This is a genomic window from Falsiroseomonas sp. RANM36 (assembly GCF_056682175.1).
This window is the reverse complement of record NZ_JBWXTD010000003.1, coordinates 1,447,287-1,467,816: the sequence shown is the minus strand read 5'-3', so window position 1 is coordinate 1,467,816 and position 20,530 is coordinate 1,447,287. Positions and strand designations below refer to the sequence as shown.

The window sequence follows — 20,530 nt, the reverse complement described above, 5'->3', positions numbered from 1 at the left end:
GGCGGAACCGCGCAGCGGTTCCACTCGAACGGGCGCTGCTTTAGATCGGGCCGGCCATGCCCGACGGTCTTCGCGATCTGGGCCGAAGGAGGACGACGCCCGGTGAACAAGCCTCTCCCGAACTCCCTGCGCCAGGGTCCCGACGCCCGCGGCCGCTTCGGCGAATTCGGCGGCCGCTTCGTGGCCGAAACGCTGATGCCGCTGATCCTCGAGGTCGAGCACGCCTATGAGGCGGCGAAGAGGGACGCCGCCTTCCAGGCCGAATGGCGCCGCCTGCTGACGCATTACGTCGGCCGGCCGAGCCCGCTCTGGTTCGCCGAGCGCCTGACGGCGCATCTGCGCAAGGGCGCGGCGCCGGGGATGGGGGCGAAGGTCTATTTCAAGCGCGACGAGCTGAACCACACCGGCGCGCACAAGATCAACGCGGTGCTGGGACAAATCCTGCTGGCCAGGAAGATGGGCAAGACGCGCATCATCGCCGAGACCGGCGCCGGCCAGCATGGCGTGGCCACCGCGACGGCCTGCGCGCTGATGGACCTGCCCTGCGTGGTCTACATGGGCGCGACCGACGTCGAGCGGCAGCAGCCCAACGTCTTCCGCATGAAGCTGCTGGGCGCGGAGGTCCGGCCCGTCACCTCCGGCGCCGCGACGCTCAAGGACGCGATGAACGAGGGGCTGCGCGACTGGGTCGCGAATGTCCACGACACCTACTACTGCATCGGCACGGTCGCGGGCCCGCACCCCTATCCGCAGATGGTGCGCGACTTCCAGTCCGTGATCGGCGAGGAGGCGAAGCAGCAGATGCAGGAGGCCGAAGGCCGCCTGCCGGATGCGCTGATCGCCGCCGTCGGCGGCGGCTCGAACGCGATGGGGCTGTTCTATCCCTTCCTCGACGACAAGGACGTGGCGATGATCGGCGTGGAGGCGGCGGGGCGCGGCCTGGATACGCATGAGCATGCCGCAGCCCTGTCGCGCGGGCGGCCCGGCGTGCTGCACGGCAACCGCACCTACCTGCTGCAGGATGGCGACGGCCAGATCACGGAGGCGCATTCCATCTCCGCCGGCCTCGATTATCCCGGCGTCGGGCCGGAGCATTCCTGGCTGCACGAGATCGGCCGCGTGCAGTATGTCGGCGCGACGGACGAGGAGGCGCTGGCCGCCTTCCAGCTCTGCTCGCGGCAGGAGGGGATCATCCCCGCGCTCGAGCCCGCGCATGCGCTGGCGCATGTGATGAAGATGGCGCCGACGCTGCCGCAGGACCGCATCCTGCTGATGAATCTCTGCGGCCGCGGCGACAAGGACATCTTCACCGTCGCGCGGCACCTCGGCGAGAGCATCTGAGATGAGCCGTATCGCAACGCGCTTCGCGGCGCTGAAGGCCCAGGGCCGCGGCGCGCTCGTCACCTTCCTGACCGGCTTCGACCCCGACCGCGCCACCTCGCTGAAGATCCTGCAGGGACTGCCCGGGGCGGGCGCCGACGTGATCGAGATCGGCGTGCCCTTCACCGACCCGATGGCGGACGGCCCCTCGATCCAGAAGGCGGGGCAGCGCGGGCTCAAGGCCGGCGCCACCGTGGCCGGAATCCTCGACCTGGTGCGCGAACTCCGCGCGACCGAGAAGGACACGCCCGTCGTGCTGATGGGCTACTACAACCCGATGCTCGCCTATGGCGTCCAGACATTCTGCGCCGATGCGGCGGCGGCGGGCGTGGACGGCCTGATCGTCGTGGATGTGCCGCCCGAGGAAGCCGACGAGGTCGAGCCGCATGCGAAGGCCAACGGCCTCGACCTGATCCGCCTGATCGCGCCGACCACGGACGAGGCGCGGCTGCCGCGCGTGCTCGGCGCCACCACCGGCTTCATCTACTACGTCTCGATCACCGGCATCACGGGCACGCGCAGCGCCGACTATGCCTCCCTCGCGCCGGCGATCGCGGCGCTGAAGCGCCACACCGACCTGCCGGTGGCGATCGGGTTCGGCATCCGTTCTCCCGAACAGGCGGCCATCGCGGCCCGTGTCGCGGATGGTGCGGTGGTCGGCACGGCGCTGGTGGACACGCTGGCCGCGACGCTCGACGCCGAAGGCCGCGCCACGGCGGAGACGGCGCCGCAGGTGCTGGCGCAGGTGCGCGGCCTGTCCCAGGCGATCCGGGCGGTGAAGCGCGACACCGTGCCGGGCTGAGACGGCCCGCCCGGGGGACAAGCCTGCCCAACCGCGCCAGCCGCCTCGTCCGAAATAGGTCTGTGGCGGCCGCGGGCAGCCATGCGAGACTCCCGCCGATGTGAAGACGGGCGGTTGGAGGCTTCCGATGGCGGCGGCGCAGCCGGACCGCGAGCGCCGGCAGGGCCGGGCGGGTCGGCGGCGGTGAGGGTCACGCCGGACGCCGAGGTGCGGGCGGCGCAGGTCGCCGCGGTCCAGCGCCAGGTGCCGCTCGCCGTCGGCGTCACCCTGGCCAATTCCGTCCTGCTCGCGATGGTGATGCGCGCCGCCGGCGCCGATGCCGGCGTGCTGGTCTGGCTCGGCCTCGCGCTGGCCATCGGCGCGCTGCGGCTCGGCCTGTGGTCCGCCCGTCGCAGTGCGCCCGACGCGGATGCGCGCGCGGCGCGCTGGGCGGCGGCGAGCGTGGCGGGTGCCGCCGCGGCCGGCCTTCTGTGGGGCGGAGGGGCCGCGCTTCTCTGGCCGGAGGGGGCGGCGGAGCAGCTGTTCTGGGTCTTCGTGGTCGGCGGCATGTGCGCGGGCGCCGCGGCGCTGCATTTCGCCCATCTCCCGACCGCGCTCGGCTTCATCCTGCCCGCCGGCCTGCCGGTCGCCGCGCGCTTCGCCCTCGACGGCAGCGAGCGCGGCATCGCCGGCGCGGCGATGATCCTGCTCTACCTCGCGACGCTCGCCATCGTCAGCGCCCAGGCGAACCGCCATTGGCGGCAGGAGGCGCTGCTGCGGCTCAGCCTCGGGCGTCGCCAGGCGGAACTCGACGCCGCGAACGCCCGGCTGCGACAGGAGATCGAGGACCACCGCGCCACCGCCGCCAGCCTGCACCACGCCCAGAAGCTGGAGGCGCTCGGCCAGCTCACCGGCGGCATCGCGCATGACTTCAACAACCTGCTGATGGTCGTGCTCGGCTCCCTCTCGCTGCTGCGCAAGCGGCTGCCCGAGGACGACGCGCGGGCGCTGCGCCTGCTCGACAGCGCCGTGCAGGGCGCCGAGCGCGGCGCGGTGCTGACGCGGCGCCTGCTCGCCTTCGGCCGTCGCCAGACGCTGCGGCCCGAGGCGGTGGCCCTGCCCGACCTGCTGGCCGGCATGGACGAGTTGCTGCGCAGCTCGATCGGGCCCGGCCACCGGCTGGAGGTGGCGCTGCCGCCCGGCCTGCCGCCGGCGCGCGTGGACCCCAGCCAGCTCGAGCTGGCGCTGCTCAACCTCGTGGTGAATGCGCGCGATGCCCTGCCCGGCGGCGGCGCCATCACCATCTCGGCGCGCGCGGAGGCGCCCGACACGCCCGGCGGCCGCGCCTTCGTGGTGCTGGCCGTGCAGGACGAAGGCGAGGGCATGGACGAGGCCACCCTGGCCCGCGCAGCCGAGCCCTTCTTCACCACGAAGGGCAGCGGGAAGGGCACCGGGCTCGGCCTGTCGCTGGTGCACGGCCTGGCCGAGCAATCCGGCGGGCGGCTGGTGCTGGCCAGCCGCAAGGGCGTCGGGACCACTGCCGAGCTCTGGCTGCCGAAGGCCGAGGATGCTGCGCCGCCGCCGACCGAGGCCGCGGCCCCGGCCCCGTCCGAGGCGGGGCCGCGGCGCGCGGTGCTGGTGGTGGACGACGACCCGCTGGTGCTGGCCAGCACCGCGGCGATGCTGGAAGACCTCGGCCATGCGGTGGTCGAGGCGGAATCCGGCGCCGCCGCGCTGGCGCGGCTGCGGCAGGGCGCGGCGGTGGATGTCGTGCTGGCCGATCACGGCATGCCCGGGATGACCGGCATCGAGTTGGCCGCCGAAGTTCGGCGGATCCGGCCGGAGCTGCCGATGATCCTGGCGACGGGCTATGGGGAGCTGCCGGGCGGCGGGCCGCCGGGCATCGTCACCCTGGCGAAGCCCTGCAGCCAGGCGGCGCTGGTCGCCGCGATCCAGGCCGCGCGGCGGCAGGCCGGCTGAGCGCCGCCCTTGCGCCGCGCCGCCACTCCCGCCTACAGCACGCTCCGACCGGGACGCGCCCTGGGCAGGCGACCTTCCGGCCAAGGGCGGACCGGGGCGCCAGGGGTGCCGCGGCGAAGGCGCGACCACGGCGCGCGACAGGGATTGCGATGAACTGGATCACCGACTGGGCGCTGCCGAAGATCAAGGGCCTGATCGGCACCTCGCGGGAAGTGCCGGACAACCTCTGGCACAAATGCCCCGCCTGCGAGCAGATGATCTTCCACCGCGACCTGGAGCGGAACCTGCATGTCTGCCCGAGTTGCGGCCACCACATGCGCCTCTCCGCCCAGGCGCGCATCCGGGCCACGCTGGACGAGGGCTGGTCGCGCATCGAGCTGCCGAAGGCGCCGGCCGACCCGCTGCGCTTCCGCGACCAGCGCCGCTATTCCGAACGGCTGAAGGACGCGCAGACCAAGACCGCGATGGATGACGCGGTCGTCGTCGCGCAGGGCGCGATCGAAGGCCGGCGCGTGGTGGTCGCGGCCTTCGAATTCTCCTTCCTAGGCGGCTCCATGGGCGCCGGCGTGGGCGAGGCGCTGGTCACCGCGGCGAAGCTCGCGGTCCTGCAGGACGCGCCGCTGATCGTCTTCACCGCCTCCGGCGGGGCGCGCATGCAGGAAGGCACGATCAGCCTGATGCAGATGCCGCGCACGGTGATCGCGACGCGGCTGGTGAAGGAAGCCGGCCTGCCCTTCATCGTCGTGCTCTGCGATCCGACGACCGGCGGCGTGACGGCGAGCTTCGCGATGCTGGGCGACATCCAGATCGCCGAGCCCGGCGCGCTGATCGGCTTCGCCGGCGCGCGGGTGATCGAGCAGACCGTGCGGGAGAAGCTGCCCGAGGGCTTCCAGCGCGCGGAATACCTGCTGGAGCACGGCATCCTCGACATGGTGGTGAAGCGCCACGAGATGCGCGCGACGCTGGCGCGGCTGATTTCCCTGCTGCGCGAGAAGCTGCCGCCGCCACCCGCGGAGCCCGAGCCCGAGCTGGTCGCCCTGCCTCCTCCCGAGCCCGCGGAAGCCACCGAGGCCGCGAAGCCCGCCTGATGGATCTGCCCGCTTCCCGTTCGGAAGCCATCATCGAACGCCTGCACGCGCTGCACCCGAAGCTGATCGACCTCAGCCTCGGGCGCATGCGGCGTTGCCTGGATGCACTCGGCAATCCCGAGCGCCGGCTGCCGCCGGTGATCCATGTGGCCGGCACCAACGGCAAGGGCAGCACCTGCGCCTTCCTGCGCGCCATCGCGGAGGCCGCGGGGCTGCGGGTGCATGTCTATACCTCGCCGCATCTCGTGCGCTTCCACGAGCGCATCCGGCTGGCCGGCGCGCTGGTGAGCGAGGAGGCGCTGTCGGATGCGCTGGAGCATGTCGAGCGGGTGAATGGCGGCGCGCCCATCACGGTGTTCGAGATCACCACCGCCGTCGCGCTGCACCTCTTCGCCACCGTGCCGGCCGACCTGCTGGTGCTGGAGGTCGGCCTCGGCGGGCGCTTCGACGCGACCAACGTGGTGGACGCGCCGGCGGCGACGGCGATCAGCTCGATCTCCATGGACCACATGGATTTCTTGGGCGACACGCTCGCGAAAATCGCCTTCGAGAAGGCGGGGATCATCAGGCCGGGCGTGCCCTGCGCGACCGGCGCGCAGGAGGATGCGGCGCTGGCCGTGATCGCGGCGGTCGCGGCGGAGCGCGGCGCGCCGCTGCTGGCCCGCGGGCGCGACTGGCATATGGAGCGCGGCGCCGATGGCGCGCTGCGCTACGCCGATGCGCGCGGCGCGCTGGACCTGCCGCCGCCCGGCCTGCCGGGCCCGCACCAGGCCGACAATGCCGGCATCGCCATCGCCGCGCTGCGTGCCTGGAACCCGCTTTGGCTGACCGACGCCGCGATCGCGGCCGGCGTCGCGCGCGCCGAATGGCCGGCGCGGATGCAGCGCCTGACCGGCCGCCTCGCCGCGCTGCTGCCCGCGGGCTGGGAGCTTTGGCTGGATGGCGGGCACAATGCCGGCGCGGGCCTCGCCATCGCGGAACACCTGGCCAGCGCCTTCGCGGACCGGCCGGCGCATCTGCTGGTGGGCATGAAGGGCGGCAAGCAGGCGCCGGAATTCCTGGCCTCCATCGCCCCGCATGCGACGACGCTCTGGGCGGTGCAGGAACCCGGCCAGCACCTGGCGATGCCGGTGGAGGCGATCGTCGCCGCCCGCGGCGGCGCCGCGCGGCCGGGCGGCACGGTGGAGCAGGCGCTGGCGGCCCTGCCGAAGCAGGGTCCGCCTTCGCGCGTGCTGATCTGCGGCAGCCTCTACCTGGCGGGCGAGGTGCTGAAGCTCGACGCCCGCTGAGGCGGACGGGCAATCCTCGGCGGGGCATGCGGTTCGCCTGTCCTTCGCCGGTCCGAAAGTTCTACGCTGGCCGTGCTTCGAGGAAACACCAGGAAAGGGACTGCGATGAAACGCAGGTCAATGAACACGGCGCTGGCCCTGCTGGCCGGCTCGGCCGGTCTTCCGCGCGTCGCGCTCGCCCAGACGGGCGGCTGGGCGGCGCTCTTCAACGGCCGCGATCTCGGCGGCTGGAACCGGGTGGGGGACGCAAACTGGCGCGTCGAGGACGGCGCGCTGGTGGCGGATCGCGGCAACGGCTTCCTGGTCAGCCAGGACAGCTTCGGCGATTTCGAACTGCGCGTGGAGTTCTTCGCCGACACCCGCACCAACAGCGGCATTTTCATCCGCGCTCAGAACCCGGCCGCGATCGCCTCGGCCAGCTCCTACGAGGTGAACATCTGGGACGAACGGCCGGAGCAGCGCTACGGCACGGGCGCGATCGTGGATGTCGCGGCGGTGGACCCGATGCCGAAGGCCGGCGGGCGCTGGAACAGCTTCGAGATCACCGCCGAGGGCGATGCGCTGAGCGTGGTGCTGAACGGGCAGAAGACCGCGGACCGCGTGCGCGATGCGCGCTTCCGCAGCGGGCCCATCGCGCTGCAGCACGGCAACGGCGTCCCCGGCCCGAACAACGCGGTGAACGACACCGGGGTGATCCGCTTCCGCAAGGTGGAGATCCGGCGCCTGTAGGCGGCGCCAGGGATCGGGGCGACGCGGTTCGCCGCGCCGCTCGCCCGCTTATGCCAGCTTGCTGGCGACCCAGTCCTTCAGCGCGCTCTTCGGCAGGGCGCCGACCTTGGTGTCCACCGGCTTGCCGTCCTTGAACAGGATCATGGTCGGGATGCCGCGCACCGCGTAGTCGTTCGGCGTCATCGGGTTGTCGTCGATGTTGACCTTCGCGATGGTCAGCTTGCCCTCGTATTCCTTCGCGATCTCGTCGAGGATCGGGGCCACCATCCGGCAGGGGCCGCACCACTCGGCCCAGAAATCCACCAGCACCGGGCCGGATGCTTCCAGCACGTCCTGCCTGAAGCTGTCGTCGGTCACAGCCTTGGTGAGTTCGCTCATCGCCTGTCTCCGGGGGCCGCCCCTGGGGGGTTGTCTCGGGGCGGCCAGGTTCGCGGCAAGATCGTGGCGGGACCCGGCCGGGTCAAGCAGTCGCTGTCACCGGACCGAACAGGGCGTCATGCGCCGGGCGCATGGGCATCGAGAATCTCGCCTGGAAGGCGCATGAGTCGCGCGCCGTAGGTCCAGACCAGGGCGCAGTCCACCGCGCGCCCGGGGAAGGCCAGCCGCAGCACGGCGCGATAGGCGGCCATCTGGCGCAGGTAGATCGGCGGCACCTCCTCCAGGCTGCGGGGCGGCGGGCGGTTGGTCTTGTAGTCCAGCACCAGGACGCGATCGGCTGTGACCAGCAGGCGGTCCACCTGCCCGCTCACCAGCCGCTCCCCCAGCCGCCCCGCGATCGGCGCCTCCGCCAGGCTGCCGGGGCCGAGCGCGGCGGCGAGGTCGGGCTCCGCCAGCAGCGCCAGAACCTCGGCCAGGGTCTCGCCCTGCTCGGCGGCGGTGAGGCCGTGGCCGGGGCGGGCGAGGAAGGCCCGCGCAGCCGCCTCCCGCGCCGCCGGGTCCTGTTCCGGCAGGTGCTGCAGCAGGGCGTGCACCAGGCGGCCGCGGCGGAAGCGCTGCCCGGTGGGATCGGCGCGGCCATGCGGCGGCGCGGCCGGCGTCTCATCCTCGGCCGGCACGGCGGAGGGGGCGAGCACCGCATGGCCCGCCTCGGCCGGTGCCGCCACCAGCGCCCAGGGCGGCAGGTCCGCGGCGAGCGGCGCCGGGGCGTCGCGGCCGTCAGGCTTCGCCGCTGCCGTCTGCGGGCAGTCCAGCCGGCGCAGCGTGGTGCCCGCGAATCGAGCCTCCGGCGAGGCGCCGAAATCGGCGGGGACGAAGGGCAGTTCCGCGGCGCCCGCGCGGGAAAAACCCTGCGCGACCAGGTCGTACCAGCTTCCCTCGGGCCAGTCCGCGTTCTTCGGCCGCCGGCGCTGCCAGCCGCAGACCAGCAGCCGGTCCTCGGCGCGGGTCAGCGCGACATAGAGCAGCCGGTGCTCCTCCTCCGCCCGCGCGCGCTTCTCGGCCTCCAGCAGGTCGGTGTAGGCCGGCGCATGCGCCTCCTTGCGCGGCGCCCAGAGCGGGATGGGCGCCGCGCCGCCCATGTGCCAGCGGACCGAACGATCGTCGCGGTCGCGGTTCACCGTGTCGGGCAGGATCACGACGGGCGCCTGCAGGCCCTTGGCGTTGTGCACGGTCATCACGCGCACGGCGTCGGCCGCGCCTTCCTGCTCCCGCTTGATCTCCGCCCCGCCGCGGCGCAGCCAGTGCACGAAGCCCTGCAGGCTCGGCGGATGGCGGCGCTCATGGTCGAGCGCGGCGTTCAGCAGCTCGTCCAGCGGATCGGCGGCGTCGGGCCCGAGCCGCGCGAGCAGCTTCTGGCGCCCGCGATGCTCGCCCAGCACTTCGGCAAGCAGCGTGTGCGGCGTGACGAGGTCGGCGCGGTTCATCAGCATGGCGAGCCAATCCGCCGCGCGGCCTTCCGGCGTGTCGCGCCCGCGTTCCTGCGCGAGCCGTCCCCACAGGCTGCCGCTGCGGCCATGGGCGAGGGCGAACAGCTGCGCCTCGTCGAAGCCGATCAGCGGCGATTTCAGCAGGGTGGCGAGCTGCAGGTCGTCTTCCGGCAGCAGCAGCACATCGGCCAGCGCCAGCATGTCCTGCACCGCGATCTGCTCGGCGAGCCGCAGGCGGTCCGCGCCGCCCACCGGCACGCCGCGCTCCTTCAGCGCCCGCAGCAGACGCGGCACAAGGCCGCCGGTGCGCTTGCGGACCAGAACCAGGATGTCGCCCGGACGCATGGCGCGGCCGCGCGCGGGCAGCATCTCGCCGCTGTCGAGCCAGTGCCTGATCCGCGCGGCGACGGCCTCGGCCAGCATCGCATCGGGACCTGCCGTGCGGCTCGGCGCCTCCGGCACGGCCCAGGGCGGCGGCGGCTCGGTCTCGGCGGCTTCCAGCATCGGCCAGAGCTCCACCGCGCCGGCATGGCCGATGCGGTCGGCGCGGTGTTCCAGCACCGCGTCGCCCTCCACCACGCCGGCGCGCGCCGCGCCGGCGGCGAAGACGGCATCCACCAGCGCGAGGACGGGCGCGGTGGAGCGGAAGGAGACCTTGAGCTGCACCTCGCGCAGCGTGCTGGCGATCGCCGCGCAGCGCGCCGCGAAATGCCGCTGCCACCGCCCGAAGCCGGAGGCGTCGGCGCCCTGGAAGCCGTAGATGGACTGCTTGACGTCGCCGACGGCGAAGACGGTGCGATGCGGCGGCGCGCCCTTCCGCTCGCGCCCGGCGCCGGCGAAGAATTCCTGCGTCAGCGCGGCGGCGATGCTCCATTGCGCGGGGTTGCTGTCCTGCGCCTCGTCGAGCAGGACATGCTCGAGCCCGCCATCGAGCTTGTAGAGCACCCAGGCGCTGCCGGGGTCCTTCAGCACGCCCTCGGCCGCGAGGATCAGGTCGTCATAGTCCATCAGCCCGCGCGCGCGCTTGCGTGCGGCGTAACCGTCCAGCACCGGCTTGCCGAGGCCGAGCAGCGCGCGCGTCGCGGCGAGCAGCCGGCTGGCGCGGCGCTGGCCCTCGACCGCCATCAGGCGCTCGCCTTCGGCCTGGAGGATGTCGAGGCATTCCTGCTGGCGCGCGCCGATGTCCCTGGTGCCCAGGCGCGCGCGCACCGTGCCCTTGTCGGTGAGGAAGATGTCGCACCACGCATCCCACTGCGCGGTGCGCCCGGCGCCGTCCAGCTCCAGCCAGGCCAGCAGCTTCGCGCCGCGCACCTGGTCGTTGGCGTTGCGGCTGGCCTGCAGCAGGCGCGCGGCGGCGACGAGCTCCGGCGCGCCGGCCTGCGCCGCGGCCTCGATGATCGCCGCCTCATGCGCCGCCGCCGCGATGCCGAGATGCGCGGCGATGGCGGCGCAGAGACCGTCCAGCGAGCCCGCGCCGCGCAGCGCGGCCGCCAGGCGCACGCGATCGCGCGTGAGCGCCTTCACCAGGTCGGCGAAGGCGTTGGGCGGCACCAGCGCGGCCAACGCTTCCAGCGCATCCCGCGGCGTCAGCGGGCCGGCCAGCACCTCCTCCTGCGCATCGGCCAGCAGCGCCGCGGCCTCGCTGTCCTCCACCACGCCGAATTGCGGCGAGAGGCCGGCTTCCAGCGGAAAGGCACGCAGCAGCGACTGGCAGAAGGCGTGGATGGTGCTGATGCGCATGCCGCCGGGCAGTTCCAGCACGTCGCAGAACAGTTTTCGCGCGCGCGACAGGTCCTCGCGCGTCGGCGTGGCGTCCAGCAGCTTGCGGAGTTCCTCGGCAAGCTGCGATTCCGGCAGCACCGCCCAGGCGCCGAGCCGGCCCGCCAGCCGCGTCGCCATCTCCGCCGCCGCCGCCTTGGTGAAGGTGAGGCAGAGGATCGCGTTCGGCCGCGCATCGGGCGCGAGCAGCAGGCGCAGCACGCGGTCCGTCAGCACCTTCGTCTTGCCCGAGCCCGCCGATGCCGTGACCCATGCGGAGGCCGCGGGATCGGAGCCGCGGCCCTGCTCGTATTCGGCTTCCTGACGCGGGGTGCGGACGAGGGTCATTCTCCGTCATCCTCCGCTTCCGCCCATTCCGCGATGCGCGAGAGGTGGTCGTAGTCGCCGCCGCGCGGTGCGCGCAGCGGATGCGGGCGCGCGGTGAAGGGCGCCTCGCCCAGCAGGAAGCGGTCCACGAGATCGGCGAGCCTTTCGAGCGACTCCGCGGCGAGTTCGGCAATCTCCTGCGCCTCGGTCTCCATCGGGATGATCGTGCCCGACTCCTGCCCGCCGGTGAGCTTCCAGTAGGTCAGCTCCCGCACCGCGGCCCCCTTCACGCCCGCGAAGCCGCCCGCTTCCGCGATCGCGGCTTCCAGCGGCAATTGCGCCGCGTCGCCAGTGTGCAGCGCATCGGCCTTGGGCGGATTGCCGGTCTTGTAGTCCAGCACCGCAAGCTGATCGTTGGCGAAGCGGTCGAGGCGATCCGCGCGCGCCTTCAGCACCACCTCGCCGCGCGGGCGCTTCAACACCAGGCGCCCCTCGCACTCCACATGGCTCGCCTCGATGCCGCCCGCGGCGCGCCGCGTTGCTTCCTGCTCGATCACGAAGTCGCCGATGCGCGCGAGGCGCGGCCGCCAGAAGGCGGCGAGGCCGGGGCGCGGTCCCTGCTCGGCCAGCGCCTCCGCCGCCGCACGCTGCCAGATCGCGCGCGCCGAATCCTCGCCGGGCCAGGGGCCGCCGGAGACGTCGCGGATGAAACGGGCCAGCGCGCCATGCACGATCTGGCCGTAGTCGATCGCGCCGACATCGGCATCGAGGTCGTCGAGCCGCCGCAGCCGCAGCATGCGCTTCGCATAGAAGGCGTAGGGATCGGCCAGCAGGTCGGACACCTCCGTCACGCTGATCTCGCGCGGGCGCAGCGCGGCGGGCGGTGCGGGGCGCGGCCGCTCGACGGGGCGCACCTGCGCGGGCCGATCCAGCGCGGCGGCCCAGCGCGCCGCCTCGCTCTCCGCAAGCCGCAAGCCCTGGCCGGAGAGGAAGGTGCCGAAGCGCGTGAGCCAGCGCGCCGGCACGGTGGGCGACCCGCCGCGCCGCGCCGCGCGCGAGAGCACGGCATCCGGCGCGGCGCAGGCACTGAGAAAGAAATCGGCGCAGACGCGGCCGATGCGCGCCTCGGGCTCCGGCAGGCCGAATTGCGCGCGCATCGGCCGGCTCATCCAGGGGCCGGGATCGGTCGCCAGCGGCCACACCGTCTCGTCCAGCGCGCCGAGCACGACGCGGTCGAAGGACAGCAGCCGCGCTTCCAGCAGGCCGAGGATTTCCACGCGCGGATGCGCCGCGGCATCGCGCCCGCGCGCGCTGCGCCTGCTTCGTGCCGCGACGCCTTCCAGCGCGGCGTCGAACAGCGCGGGCCAGGATTTCGGGTCCATCGGCGGCAGTTCCGCCATGGCCGGGGCGAGCTCGGCGAGATGCGTCGCCAGCAACTCGCCTTCCTCGCCCGCATAGAGGCGCAGGCCGCCCGGCTGCTCCGTCGTGCCGGCCAGCGCCTCCGCCGCGGCGAGATGCGCCTGCAAGAGGTCGGCGGGCGGGCGCGACGGGCCGGACAGGCGCGCGAAGCCGTCCAGCGCCGAGACCAGCGCATCCAGCAGCGCGACGATGCGCGCCTGCGTCACGGCATCCTGCGCGGGGGACGCTTCCGCCGCATCGCGCAGACCCGCGAGGCCGCCACGCGGGCGCGTCCCGCGCAGCACGCGGCGTTCCAGAAGCCGCAGCGCCGCGAGCCACTCCGCGCGATCCATCCCCGCGGCGGCGAGTGGATGCTTCAGCGCGGCGAGCAGCGGCACCGGCGCGAAATCCTCGGCGACCATGCGCGCCACCAGGCGCAGGAAGGCGCCGGCGGGCGTGGTGCCGAGCGGCTCGCCGGCGCTGTCATCGGCCAGGATGCCGTGGCGCGTGAGCTCGGCCGAGACGCGGCGCGCCAGGTCGCGATCGGGCGTGACGAGGGCGGCGCGGCTGCCGGGCGTCTCCAACGCCTCGCGCAGCAGCAGCGCGATGGCGGCGGCTTCCGACTGCGCATCGGGCGCCTGCAGCAGCGAGAGACCCTGCAGCGCGTCGCGCCAGGTGTCGGGCGCGGGCGTGGTCCATTCCTCCAGCGCCGCGGGCGGGCGCAGCGCGACCTCGATCAGGCGGGCGCGCGCTTCGGGCACGCGCCGCACGGCGATGGCCGCGCAGCCCGGCCAGGGGCGGATGCGCGCGGCATCCGCCCCCATCGCCGTCAGCAGCCGCGCCTGGGAGGCGAAGGGATGCGTCGGCGCGGAGTCCACATGCGGCCAGATGCGGCCGAGCGCGGCGCGATCCAGCCCGTGCAGCACCACCGCGCCCTGCGGCAGGTCGGCCACGATGCGCAGCAGCTCCACCGCCGCGGGAATGGTGCCGCCGATGCCGATGCCGGCGGCGATGACGGGTTCCGTGGGCGGTGCGGCGCGCCACGCCTCGGCCTGCGCACGCAGCGCCAGCACGCGGCGCAGGCCGATGTCGAGCAGGGTGCGCTCGCCCAGCCAGCCCACCCAGGCGCTGGCCACGCCGCGCAGGAAGGTGGTGGTGATCTGCCAATGCACCGCCTGTTCCTGCGGCACGAGGGACTCCAGCCGTGCCAGCCAGGCCTCTGCGAAGCGCAGCGGATCGGCGGCTTGCAGCAGGTCGGGATCCTTCTCCTCCAGCGCGACCTCGTCGAACAGCCGAGCAAGTTCGCCGGCGAGCTGCCAGGCCTGCTCCGGCGTGGTCGGGCCGCCATGGCGCGGCGGCAGGCGCATGACGAAGCCGGTCAGCACGGCCTGGCGCGTCAGCGGCTCCACCGCGGGCGGCAGGTCGAGCAGCGCGGGCAAAGCGAGCTCGTCGGCGTCTTCGGTTGACAGGCCGGCCAGCGCGCGCATGCGCGGCAGCAGCAGCGCGTTCTCGCGCGCCTCGCGCAGGAAGGCGTCGCGCAGCGCGCGCGCGGAACGCCGCGTCGGCAGCAGGATGGTGGCGCGCGCCAGCGCTTCCGGCGGCTGGTCGCGCATCGCATCCAGGATGCCCGCCGCCAGGCAGTCCAGGAACGGCAGATGCGCCGGAATATCGAAAAGCTTCATGCGGCGCTGCTCAGAACAGCGCGGGCAGGATTCCCGCGCGCAGCATCGTCTCGGCGCGGTCGAGGTCGCGCGGCGTGGAGAGGTGGAACCAGGCGCCGTCATGCACCAGGCCGAAGAGGCGGCCATTCTCGATCGCACGATCATAGACCAGGTTCAGCGAGAAGGCCCCGTCCGGCGTGTCGGCGAACAGGGCCGGGGACAGGATCTGCACGCCGCCGAAGAGGTAGGGCGCGATCTCGCGCTCCTTCGGGCGGCGCGCGCGGCCGAGCGGGTCCAGCAGGAAGTCGCCGCGCCCCGTCTCGCCATCCACATGCGCGGTGCGCACCAGCAGCAGCAGCGCGTCCATCTCCTCCGGGTCGAAGGCGGCGGCCATGCGGCGCAATGCCGCGCTCGGGCCGTCCAGCCAGAAGGCGTCGCCATTCACGACGACGAAGGGCGATCCCCCGACGCGCGGCGGCCGCCCGCCCCCCCCCGGCGGCCGCGCCGGCGCGCCCCCCCCCCCCCCCCCCCGGCCCCCCCCCCCCCCCCCCCCCCCCCCCCCCCCCCCCCCCCCCCCCCCCCCCCCCACGCCCAGATGCGGCAGCGCGGCCTTCACGCCGCCACCCGTCTCCAGCAGCGCCGTCTCGCGCAGCACCAGCGGCGACGGGGTCGCGCCATAGGCCTCGACCGCATCGGCAACCTGCTCGGCGAACCAATGCGCGTTCACCACGATGCTTCGGATGTCGGCATCGCGCAGCCGGTCCATCGCATGATGCAGCAGCGACCGGCCTTCCAGCGGCAGCAGAGGCTTCGGCCGGTCGTCCGTCAGCGGGCGCATGCGCGTGCCGAGGCCGGCGGCGAGCACCATGGCGTGGGTGGGTGCGATCATGCCGGTTCTTCCTGGAGCGAGGCGGGATTGGCGCGCAGCGCATGCGGCACATGCGCATCGAGGAAATCGCGCAGCGGCTGCGTGGCGGGATGCGCCAGCGCGCGGTCGAGCAGCGCCCAGCAGCGAGGGCCGTGCCGCAGGTAGCCCGGCTTGGCATCGCGCCGCGCCAGCCGCGTCCACAGCGCCGCGACGCGCAGATGCCGCTGCGCCGCATGGGCCGCCATCGCCGCAGCGAATTCCTCCGCATCCAGCGCTGGCCGCGCGGCGAGGTAGCGCGCGATCGCCGCCTCGCGCACATCATCCGCCACGTCGCGCCGCGCATCTTCCACCAGCGACACCAGGTCGTAGGCGGGATGGCCATAAGCCGCGTCCTGGAAATCCAGGATGCCGACATGGCGCGGCGGCGCGCGGTCCAGCGGGATCAGGTTCGCCGGAAAGAAGTCGCGATGCACGAAGCCGCGCGCGGCGAAGGGGGCGAGCATCGCCAGGATCGCGTCGCGGAAGGCCGCGCGCGTGGCGGCATCCGGCGGCGCGCCCAGCGCCTCCGGCCACCACCAGTCGAGGAAGGTCGCCGCCGCGGTCTCCGCCATGCGCGCCGCGTCCCAGGCCGGCAGGCCTTCGGGTGGCGGCGCGGCGTGCAACGCAGCCAGCGCCTCGGCCGCGGCGAGATAGAGCGGCAGCGGATCGGCCCCGGCATCCAGGCGCATGGCCATGGTCTCCGCGCCGAGATCCTCCAGCACCAGGAACCCGCGTTCGGCATCGGCGCCCAGGATCTCGGGCGCCGACAGGCCGATGCGCGCGAGGTGCCGCGCCACATGCAAGAACGGCCGCACATCCTCCTGCGGCGGGGGCGCGTCCATCAGCAGCGCGGCGCGCGGGCCGTCATGCAGCCGCACATAGCGGCGGAAGGACGCGTCGGAGGGCAGGGCCTCGCGCCGCGCCGCGCCGAAGCGGGCTTGACGCAGCAGGTCCTCGGCGCCCTCCCTCATGCCAGCCCCGCCAGCCGGCCGGTCCAGCCGGTGAGGGTGGCGACGCGCTGGTCCTCCGCGGAACCTGGCGCCAGCGCGATGGTCAGCGCGTCGGCCGGCGCCAGCGCGCCGAGTCGGTCGGGCCATTCGACCAGCACGATCCCTTCCCGCGCCTCCTCCCAGCCGAGCTCCGCCAGGTCCGCCGGGCCGTCGAGTCGCCAGAGGTCGAAGTGATGCGCCGCGCCGATCGGCAGTTCGTAGCCCTGCACCAGCGTGAAGGTGGGCGAAGGCACCTCCAGCCCCGGATCGCCGCTTGCCGCGCGCAGGAAGGCGCGGGCGAGCGTGCTCTTCCCGGCGCCGAGCGGCCCCTCCAGCAGGATGGCGTCGCCGGGCCGCGCGCGCGCGGCGAGGCGCGCGGCCAGCGCCTCGGTCGCCGCGGCATCGGGGAGATGGATCGTCACGGGAGCTTGCATGCCGGGTTCGCGGGGCAATCTGCCCCCGGCAAGGTGGCCGGCACAAGCGCGCGGTTCGCGGTTTGATCGCCAGGCCGCCAGCCGCTACAGAACCGCGCTTTCGGCAAGGAACGGACGATGCCGGCCAGGGTAGAGACGGATGTCGCGATCATCGGCGCGGGGCCCGTGGGGCTCTTCGCGGTTTTCGAATGCGGCATGCTGCGGATGAAGACGGTGGTGATCGACGCGCTCGACGCCGCCGGCGGGCAGTGCAGCGCGCTCTACCCCGAGAAGCCGATCTTCGACATCCCGGCGCATCCCGAGATCGCGGCGGCCGACCTGATCGCCGCGCTGGAGAAGCAGGCGCGGCCGTTCAATCCGCTGATGCTGCTCTCGCGCCGCGTGGAGAAGCTGACGCGCACCGAAGCCGGCTTCGAGCTGGCGACCAGCGCGGGCGACGCCATCGCCTGCAAGGCGGTGATCATCGCCGCCGGCGCCGGCGCCTTCGGCCCGAACCGCCCGCCGCTGGACGGGCTTGCCGCCCACGAGGCCACCGGCGCGGTGCGCTACCTGGTCACGCGGCGCGAGGATTTCCGGGGGAAGCGCGTGGTGATCGCGGGTGGCGGCGATTCGGCGGTGGACTGGGCCCTGTCGCTGAAGCAGATCGCGGCGAAGGTGACCGTGGTGCACCGGCGCGACAAGTTCCGCTGCGCACCGGAGAGCGCCGCGCAGTTGAAGGCCGCGGGCGAGCGCGGCGAGATCGAGATGGCGATCCCCTACCAGCTGCACGGGCTGCAGGGCGAGGGCGGCGCGCTGACGGCGGTGGAGGTCGCGACGCTGAAGGGCGAGGTGAAGGCGATCCCGGCGGATTTCCTGCTGCCCTTCTACGGGCTTTCGATGGAGCTCGGCCCGATCGCGGAATGGGGGCTCGGCGTCGAGATGAAGCATGTGCGGGTGGACCCCGCCACCTGCGAGACGAACATCCCCGGCGTGCACGCCATCGGCGACATCGCGACCTATCCGGGCAAACTGAAGCTGATCCTGCAGGGTTTTTCGGAAGCCGCGATGGCCGCGCACGCGATCCATCCGCGCATCTTCCCGGGCGAGGCGCTGCACTTCGAATACAGCACCAGCAAGGGGCTGCCCGTCGCCGGGTGATTCCCGGCGGCCCGCTGTCTCAGCGCTTCAGCAGCCCCACGAAGCACACCGCGGGGGAAGGCAGCGCGTCGGTGCCGCGGGTGGCGATGGCCGCCATCGCGGCATTGAAGAATCGGACAAAGCGGTCGGCATGCTTGCCGGTGCCGATCGGGTACTGCGCCAGCTTCCAGCGGTTGCCCGCCGAGCCCTGGTAGCGCACCGACCCCGCATTGTAGGCGCAGGCGACCAGCGGCGGATCGAAGCGCGTGTCCCCCGCCTGGCGCCACATATAGGCCATGCCCGCGCGGATCGAGGTGCTGGGATTCTCCAGCGCGGCAAGGCTCAGCGTCTCGTCGCCCAGCGCCTCCCGCGCGGTGGAGAGCAGGGTCTGCATCAGCCCGACCGAGACGCGGCGCGGCGTGCGCGCGGGGTCGTCCAGGTCGCAGCCCGGCTCGAAGCGCTTGGCGCGGGGATCGCCGCTCGATTCGGTGCAGATCGTCGCGACCACCAGCTCCGCCGGCACGGGGAAGCGGGCCGAGGCCGTGGCGATCGCGTCGCCGAAGTCGGTCAGCACCCGCAGCGCGAGATCCGCCTCCGCCGCGTCGGGCTCCACCGGCGCGCCGTCCACCTCGAGCCCGGACCGCGTCAGGCGCCAGGGCACGCCATCCGGATAGCGGCTGTGCCGCGTTCCGAGTGCGGCGAGGGTCTCGGCGTCGAGGATGCTCTCGACACCGGTCTTCAGCGCCGCACCCGGCCGGCCCTCCCCGGTCAGCGCGGTCCAGGTGACGGGGCCGAGCACGCCGTCCTCCGCCAGGCCGCGGCGGCGCTGGAAGGCCATGATCGCCTGGCGGGTCGCGGCGCCGAACAGGCCGTCGGGCTTGAGCGCGGCGCCGGCGCGGTCGTTGAGCAGGCGCTGCGCCCAGAACACCTCGTCGCCGCGCATCATCGGCTGGGTGAACCACCAGTTGCGGGTCAGCTTCGTCGGGGGGGCGGCCACCTCGGACATCAGGCGCACCTCGGGGTCTGGGCGGCGAACTGCGCCGCGATGGCGGCGCGGCGCTGGCCGATGCGGTTGCCGAGCGGCGGCAGGCCCGGCGCCTCGGCGGCGCCGGCGGCCTGGTCCCGCGCCTCGGCCAGGGCGGCGCAGCGGCCGCCGGGTGCGATGTCGCCCGACTGCACGCGGTTCAGCCCGACGCCGGCGGCGTAGTAGTCCGCATAGCCGTCGCCCGGCCCGCGCGGGCTGGCGCGCAGCGGCGCGATGGCGGCGAGGATCGCCTCGTTCGCGGCGCGGCGCTGCTCGCCGATGGCGCGGTCGCGCTGGCGTTCCAGCGCATCGGCGAGCCGGATCGCCGTTTCCATCCGCTCATCGGCCGTCGCGTCCGGCGGCATCAGGTCGCGGGCGCGGGAGAAGGCCTGCACGGCGCAATCCCGCCGCGCGGGGCGCTGCGCCTCCGGTGTCGTCGGCGCCTCGGCCAGGCTGGCGCAGGCGGCGCCGCGATGCAGCCAGAGCGTGACGCAGGCGCGGTCGGCGACATCGCAGTCGAAGGGTCGGTCGGCCATGGCGAGGGTGGTGCCGGGCGGGCTGCGGCGCAGCTCGCCGGCCAGCTGCACGGTCTCGCGCGACGGCTGCTGGCATGCCGCCAGCAGCAGCACGAGCAGGAGGGCGATGTGGCGCATCAGCCGGATCCTCCCTCGGCGGGTGGCGCGGTCGAGGCCAGCTCGGCTGCCCGCGTCTTGTCCGCGGCCTCCGCTTCCGCGCTGCGCAGGAAGTCGGCGGCGCCAAGCCGGGCCGACACCTGGGCGAGCATGGCCGGATCGGCCTTGCCCAGCGCCTCCACCATGTAGACCATCCGCTCGAGCTCGGCGGCGACGCGGCTGTCCTGGCGGGCGGCGCGCACGGCGCCGGCAAGGGCGGTCGTGGACACCTCGGCGCCGCCTACCACGATGCGCTGCATGTCGAGTCCCTGCAGCGCCGCCGCGCCGGTCATGGCGGCGCGGAAATCCTCGATGGCGTCGGCGAGCGCGTCCGGGTTGCCGGCGAAATGGCGGCGCAGCTCCTCGCAGCCCGGGCCGGGCATGTCGGCCAGCACCTGCGCGGCGAGGTCGCGCGCCGCCACCGGCGGCCGGCCCGCCGCGACACCCACCGCCTCCCACACCGAGAGCGCGAGGGCGGGCTCGATCACGCCGCCCGGGGCGAGCCGCTGGGCCAGTTGCGGCGCGCGCAGCAGCGCCGCGGTCGCCAGCCCGCCATCCACCACCGGCGGCAGCAGGCCGAGGTCGAGCGGCGTGTCCAGCATCGCCGCCTTCCAGCGGTCGAATTTTTCCTTCTCCTTGACGAGTTGCAGGCCGCCGACGACCACCGCGGCGACGAGGCCCGCCGGCCCGGCGACCGCGCCGCCGCCGAAGATGCCGCCGAGCATGCTGGCGATGGGCGCGCTCTGCTGCGCCACGCGGCCGACGGTCGCCATGGCGTCCGCCACAGCATTGCCGACCGGCCCGAGATCGCCGAGGTCGCGCAGCGCGGCGCCGGCTTCCTCGGCCAGCTTGCCCAGCGTGTCGGCGTTCGCCTGTCCGCCGATCACCGGCCCGATGCGCGTCAGCAGCCCGTCCACGCGCGACAGCGCGCGGTCGGCGCCGGCCACCGCGCCGGTGCCGACCCCGAGCGTGCCGACCACCGCGATAAGGCTGCGCAGCGCCTGCAGCTTGCCCTGCGCGTCGCGCAGCGTCGCCAGCCGGCCCTGCTGTTCCGGCGTGGCGCCGCCGGCGCCGGCGCCCCCCCCGGCGGGGCCCCCGGCGCGGCGCGCGGCCGCGCCGGCCGCCCGGGCGGC

General features: G+C 74.0%; 16 protein-coding genes. 7 read left to right on the top strand and 9 right to left on the bottom strand.

Going from position 1 to position 20,530, the window contains the following annotated elements; all coding sequences use genetic code 11:
• Positions 1–102 precede the first annotated feature (102 nt).
• The 6 genes from trpB (at position 103) to AC1MIR_RS11855 (ending at position 7,247) form a co-directional block, all read left to right on the top strand.
• Positions 103–1,341, top strand: a complete 1,239-nt coding sequence (gene trpB, locus AC1MIR_RS11880; RefSeq protein WP_480028363.1) for a tryptophan synthase subunit beta — start codon at positions 103–105, stop codon at positions 1,339–1,341.
• 1 nt (position 1,342) lies between these two features.
• Positions 1,343–2,182 (top strand): tryptophan synthase subunit alpha, encoded by an 840-nt coding sequence (gene trpA / locus AC1MIR_RS11875; protein WP_480028362.1) that lies wholly within the window; start codon positions 1,343–1,345, stop codon positions 2,180–2,182.
• 183 nt (positions 2,183–2,365) lie between these two features.
• Positions 2,366–4,141, top strand: a complete 1,776-nt coding sequence (locus AC1MIR_RS11870) for an ATP-binding protein (RefSeq protein WP_480028361.1) — start codon at positions 2,366–2,368, stop codon at positions 4,139–4,141.
• Between the two features lie 149 nt (positions 4,142–4,290).
• Positions 4,291–5,229, top strand: a complete 939-nt coding sequence (gene accD / locus AC1MIR_RS11865; protein ID WP_480028360.1) for an acetyl-CoA carboxylase, carboxyltransferase subunit beta — start codon at positions 4,291–4,293, stop codon at positions 5,227–5,229.
• On the top strand, positions 5,229–6,518 hold the full coding sequence (locus AC1MIR_RS11860; protein ID WP_480028359.1) for a bifunctional folylpolyglutamate synthase/dihydrofolate synthase: 1,290 nt from the start codon (positions 5,229–5,231) through the stop codon (positions 6,516–6,518). Before accD ends, AC1MIR_RS11860 begins: the two co-directional genes overlap by 1 nt.
• Positions 6,519–6,623: 105 nt before the next feature.
• Positions 6,624–7,247 (top strand): 3-keto-disaccharide hydrolase, encoded by a 624-nt coding sequence (locus tag AC1MIR_RS11855; protein WP_480028358.1) that lies wholly within the window; start codon positions 6,624–6,626, stop codon positions 7,245–7,247.
• A gap of 48 nt (positions 7,248–7,295) precedes the next feature.
• Here AC1MIR_RS11855 and trxA read toward each other — a convergent pair whose 3' ends face one another.
• From trxA to tsaE, 6 genes are all read right to left on the bottom strand, one after another.
• Positions 7,296–7,625: a thioredoxin TrxA gene (gene trxA, locus AC1MIR_RS11850; RefSeq protein ID WP_480028357.1), complete on the bottom strand. Its 330-nt coding sequence runs from the start codon at positions 7,623–7,625 to the stop codon at positions 7,296–7,298.
• 116 nt (positions 7,626–7,741) lie between these two features.
• Entirely contained in the window at positions 7,742–11,218 is a 3,477-nt protein-coding gene (addA, locus tag AC1MIR_RS11845; protein WP_480028356.1) for a double-strand break repair helicase AddA, read from the bottom strand.
• On the bottom strand, positions 11,215–14,277 hold the full coding sequence (addB, locus tag AC1MIR_RS11840) for a double-strand break repair protein AddB (protein WP_480028355.1): 3,063 nt from the start codon (positions 14,275–14,277) through the stop codon (positions 11,215–11,217). Before addB ends, addA begins: the two co-directional genes overlap by 4 nt.
• A 10-nt stretch (positions 14,278–14,287) precedes the next feature.
• Complete coding sequence (locus AC1MIR_RS11835; RefSeq protein WP_480028354.1) at positions 14,288–15,145, bottom strand: nucleotidyltransferase family protein; 858 nt, start codon at positions 15,143–15,145, stop codon at positions 14,288–14,290.
• Positions 15,142–16,134: an aminoglycoside phosphotransferase family protein gene (locus AC1MIR_RS11830; RefSeq protein ID WP_480028353.1), complete on the bottom strand. Its 993-nt coding sequence runs from the start codon at positions 16,132–16,134 to the stop codon at positions 15,142–15,144. Before AC1MIR_RS11830 ends, AC1MIR_RS11835 begins: the two co-directional genes overlap by 4 nt.
• Positions 16,131–16,586 (bottom strand): tRNA (adenosine(37)-N6)-threonylcarbamoyltransferase complex ATPase subunit type 1 TsaE, encoded by a 456-nt coding sequence (gene tsaE / locus AC1MIR_RS11825; RefSeq protein WP_480028352.1) that lies wholly within the window; start codon positions 16,584–16,586, stop codon positions 16,131–16,133. The genes AC1MIR_RS11830 and tsaE overlap by 4 nt, the downstream gene beginning before the upstream one ends.
• A 117-nt stretch (positions 16,587–16,703) precedes the next feature.
• Here tsaE and AC1MIR_RS11820 point away from each other — a divergent pair, with 117 nt between their 5' ends.
• Positions 16,704–17,723, top strand: coding sequence for an NAD(P)/FAD-dependent oxidoreductase (locus AC1MIR_RS11820; RefSeq protein ID WP_480028351.1), 1,020 nt, complete (start codon positions 16,704–16,706; stop codon positions 17,721–17,723).
• Positions 17,724–17,742: 19 nt separating this feature from the next.
• Here AC1MIR_RS11820 and AC1MIR_RS11815 read toward each other — a convergent pair whose 3' ends face one another.
• The 3 genes from AC1MIR_RS11815 to AC1MIR_RS11805 all read right to left on the bottom strand — a co-directional run.
• A complete protein-coding gene (locus tag AC1MIR_RS11815) occupies positions 17,743–18,708 on the bottom strand; it encodes a peptidoglycan-binding protein (protein WP_480028350.1) in 966 nt (321 codons plus the stop codon).
• A complete protein-coding gene (locus tag AC1MIR_RS11810) occupies positions 18,708–19,379 on the bottom strand; it encodes a hypothetical protein (protein WP_480028349.1) in 672 nt (223 codons plus the stop codon). The genes AC1MIR_RS11815 and AC1MIR_RS11810 overlap by 1 nt, the downstream gene beginning before the upstream one ends.
• Positions 19,379–20,530, bottom strand: a 1,152-nt coding sequence (locus AC1MIR_RS11805; RefSeq protein ID WP_480028348.1) for a hypothetical protein, incomplete at its 5' end; no start/stop codon positions are given. The genes AC1MIR_RS11805 and AC1MIR_RS11810, both read right to left, overlap by 1 nt.

What these genes read in the sequence shown, in the direction of transcription:
- AC1MIR_RS11815 (WP_480028350.1), bottom strand. Translation starts at nt 18,708, where the DNA reads ATGTCCGAGGTGGCCGCCCCCCCGACGAAGCTGACCCGCAACTGGTGG.
- AC1MIR_RS11835 (WP_480028354.1), bottom strand. Translation starts at nt 15,145, where the DNA reads ATGATCGCACCCACCCACGCCATGGTGCTCGCCGCCGGCCTCGGCACG.
- AC1MIR_RS11860 (WP_480028359.1), top strand. Translation starts at nt 5,229, where the DNA reads ATGGATCTGCCCGCTTCCCGTTCGGAAGCCATCATCGAACGCCTGCAC.
- trxA (WP_480028357.1), bottom strand. Translation starts at nt 7,625, where the DNA reads ATGAGCGAACTCACCAAGGCTGTGACCGACGACAGCTTCAGGCAGGAC.
- addA (WP_480028356.1), bottom strand. Translation starts at nt 11,218, where the DNA reads ATGACCCTCGTCCGCACCCCGCGTCAGGAAGCCGAATACGAGCAGGGC.
- trpA (WP_480028362.1), top strand. Translation starts at nt 1,343, where the DNA reads ATGAGCCGTATCGCAACGCGCTTCGCGGCGCTGAAGGCCCAGGGCCGC.
- addB (WP_480028355.1), bottom strand. Translation starts at nt 14,277, where the DNA reads ATGAAGCTTTTCGATATTCCGGCGCATCTGCCGTTCCTGGACTGCCTG.
- AC1MIR_RS11810 (WP_480028349.1), bottom strand. Translation starts at nt 19,379, where the DNA reads ATGCGCCACATCGCCCTCCTGCTCGTGCTGCTGCTGGCGGCATGCCAG.
- AC1MIR_RS11820 (WP_480028351.1), top strand. Translation starts at nt 16,704, where the DNA reads ATGCCGGCCAGGGTAGAGACGGATGTCGCGATCATCGGCGCGGGGCCC.
- AC1MIR_RS11830 (WP_480028353.1), bottom strand. Translation starts at nt 16,134, where the DNA reads ATGAGGGAGGGCGCCGAGGACCTGCTGCGTCAAGCCCGCTTCGGCGCG.
- tsaE (WP_480028352.1), bottom strand. Translation starts at nt 16,586, where the DNA reads ATGCAAGCTCCCGTGACGATCCATCTCCCCGATGCCGCGGCGACCGAG.
- AC1MIR_RS11855 (WP_480028358.1), top strand. Translation starts at nt 6,624, where the DNA reads ATGAAACGCAGGTCAATGAACACGGCGCTGGCCCTGCTGGCCGGCTCG.
- accD (WP_480028360.1), top strand. Translation starts at nt 4,291, where the DNA reads ATGAACTGGATCACCGACTGGGCGCTGCCGAAGATCAAGGGCCTGATC.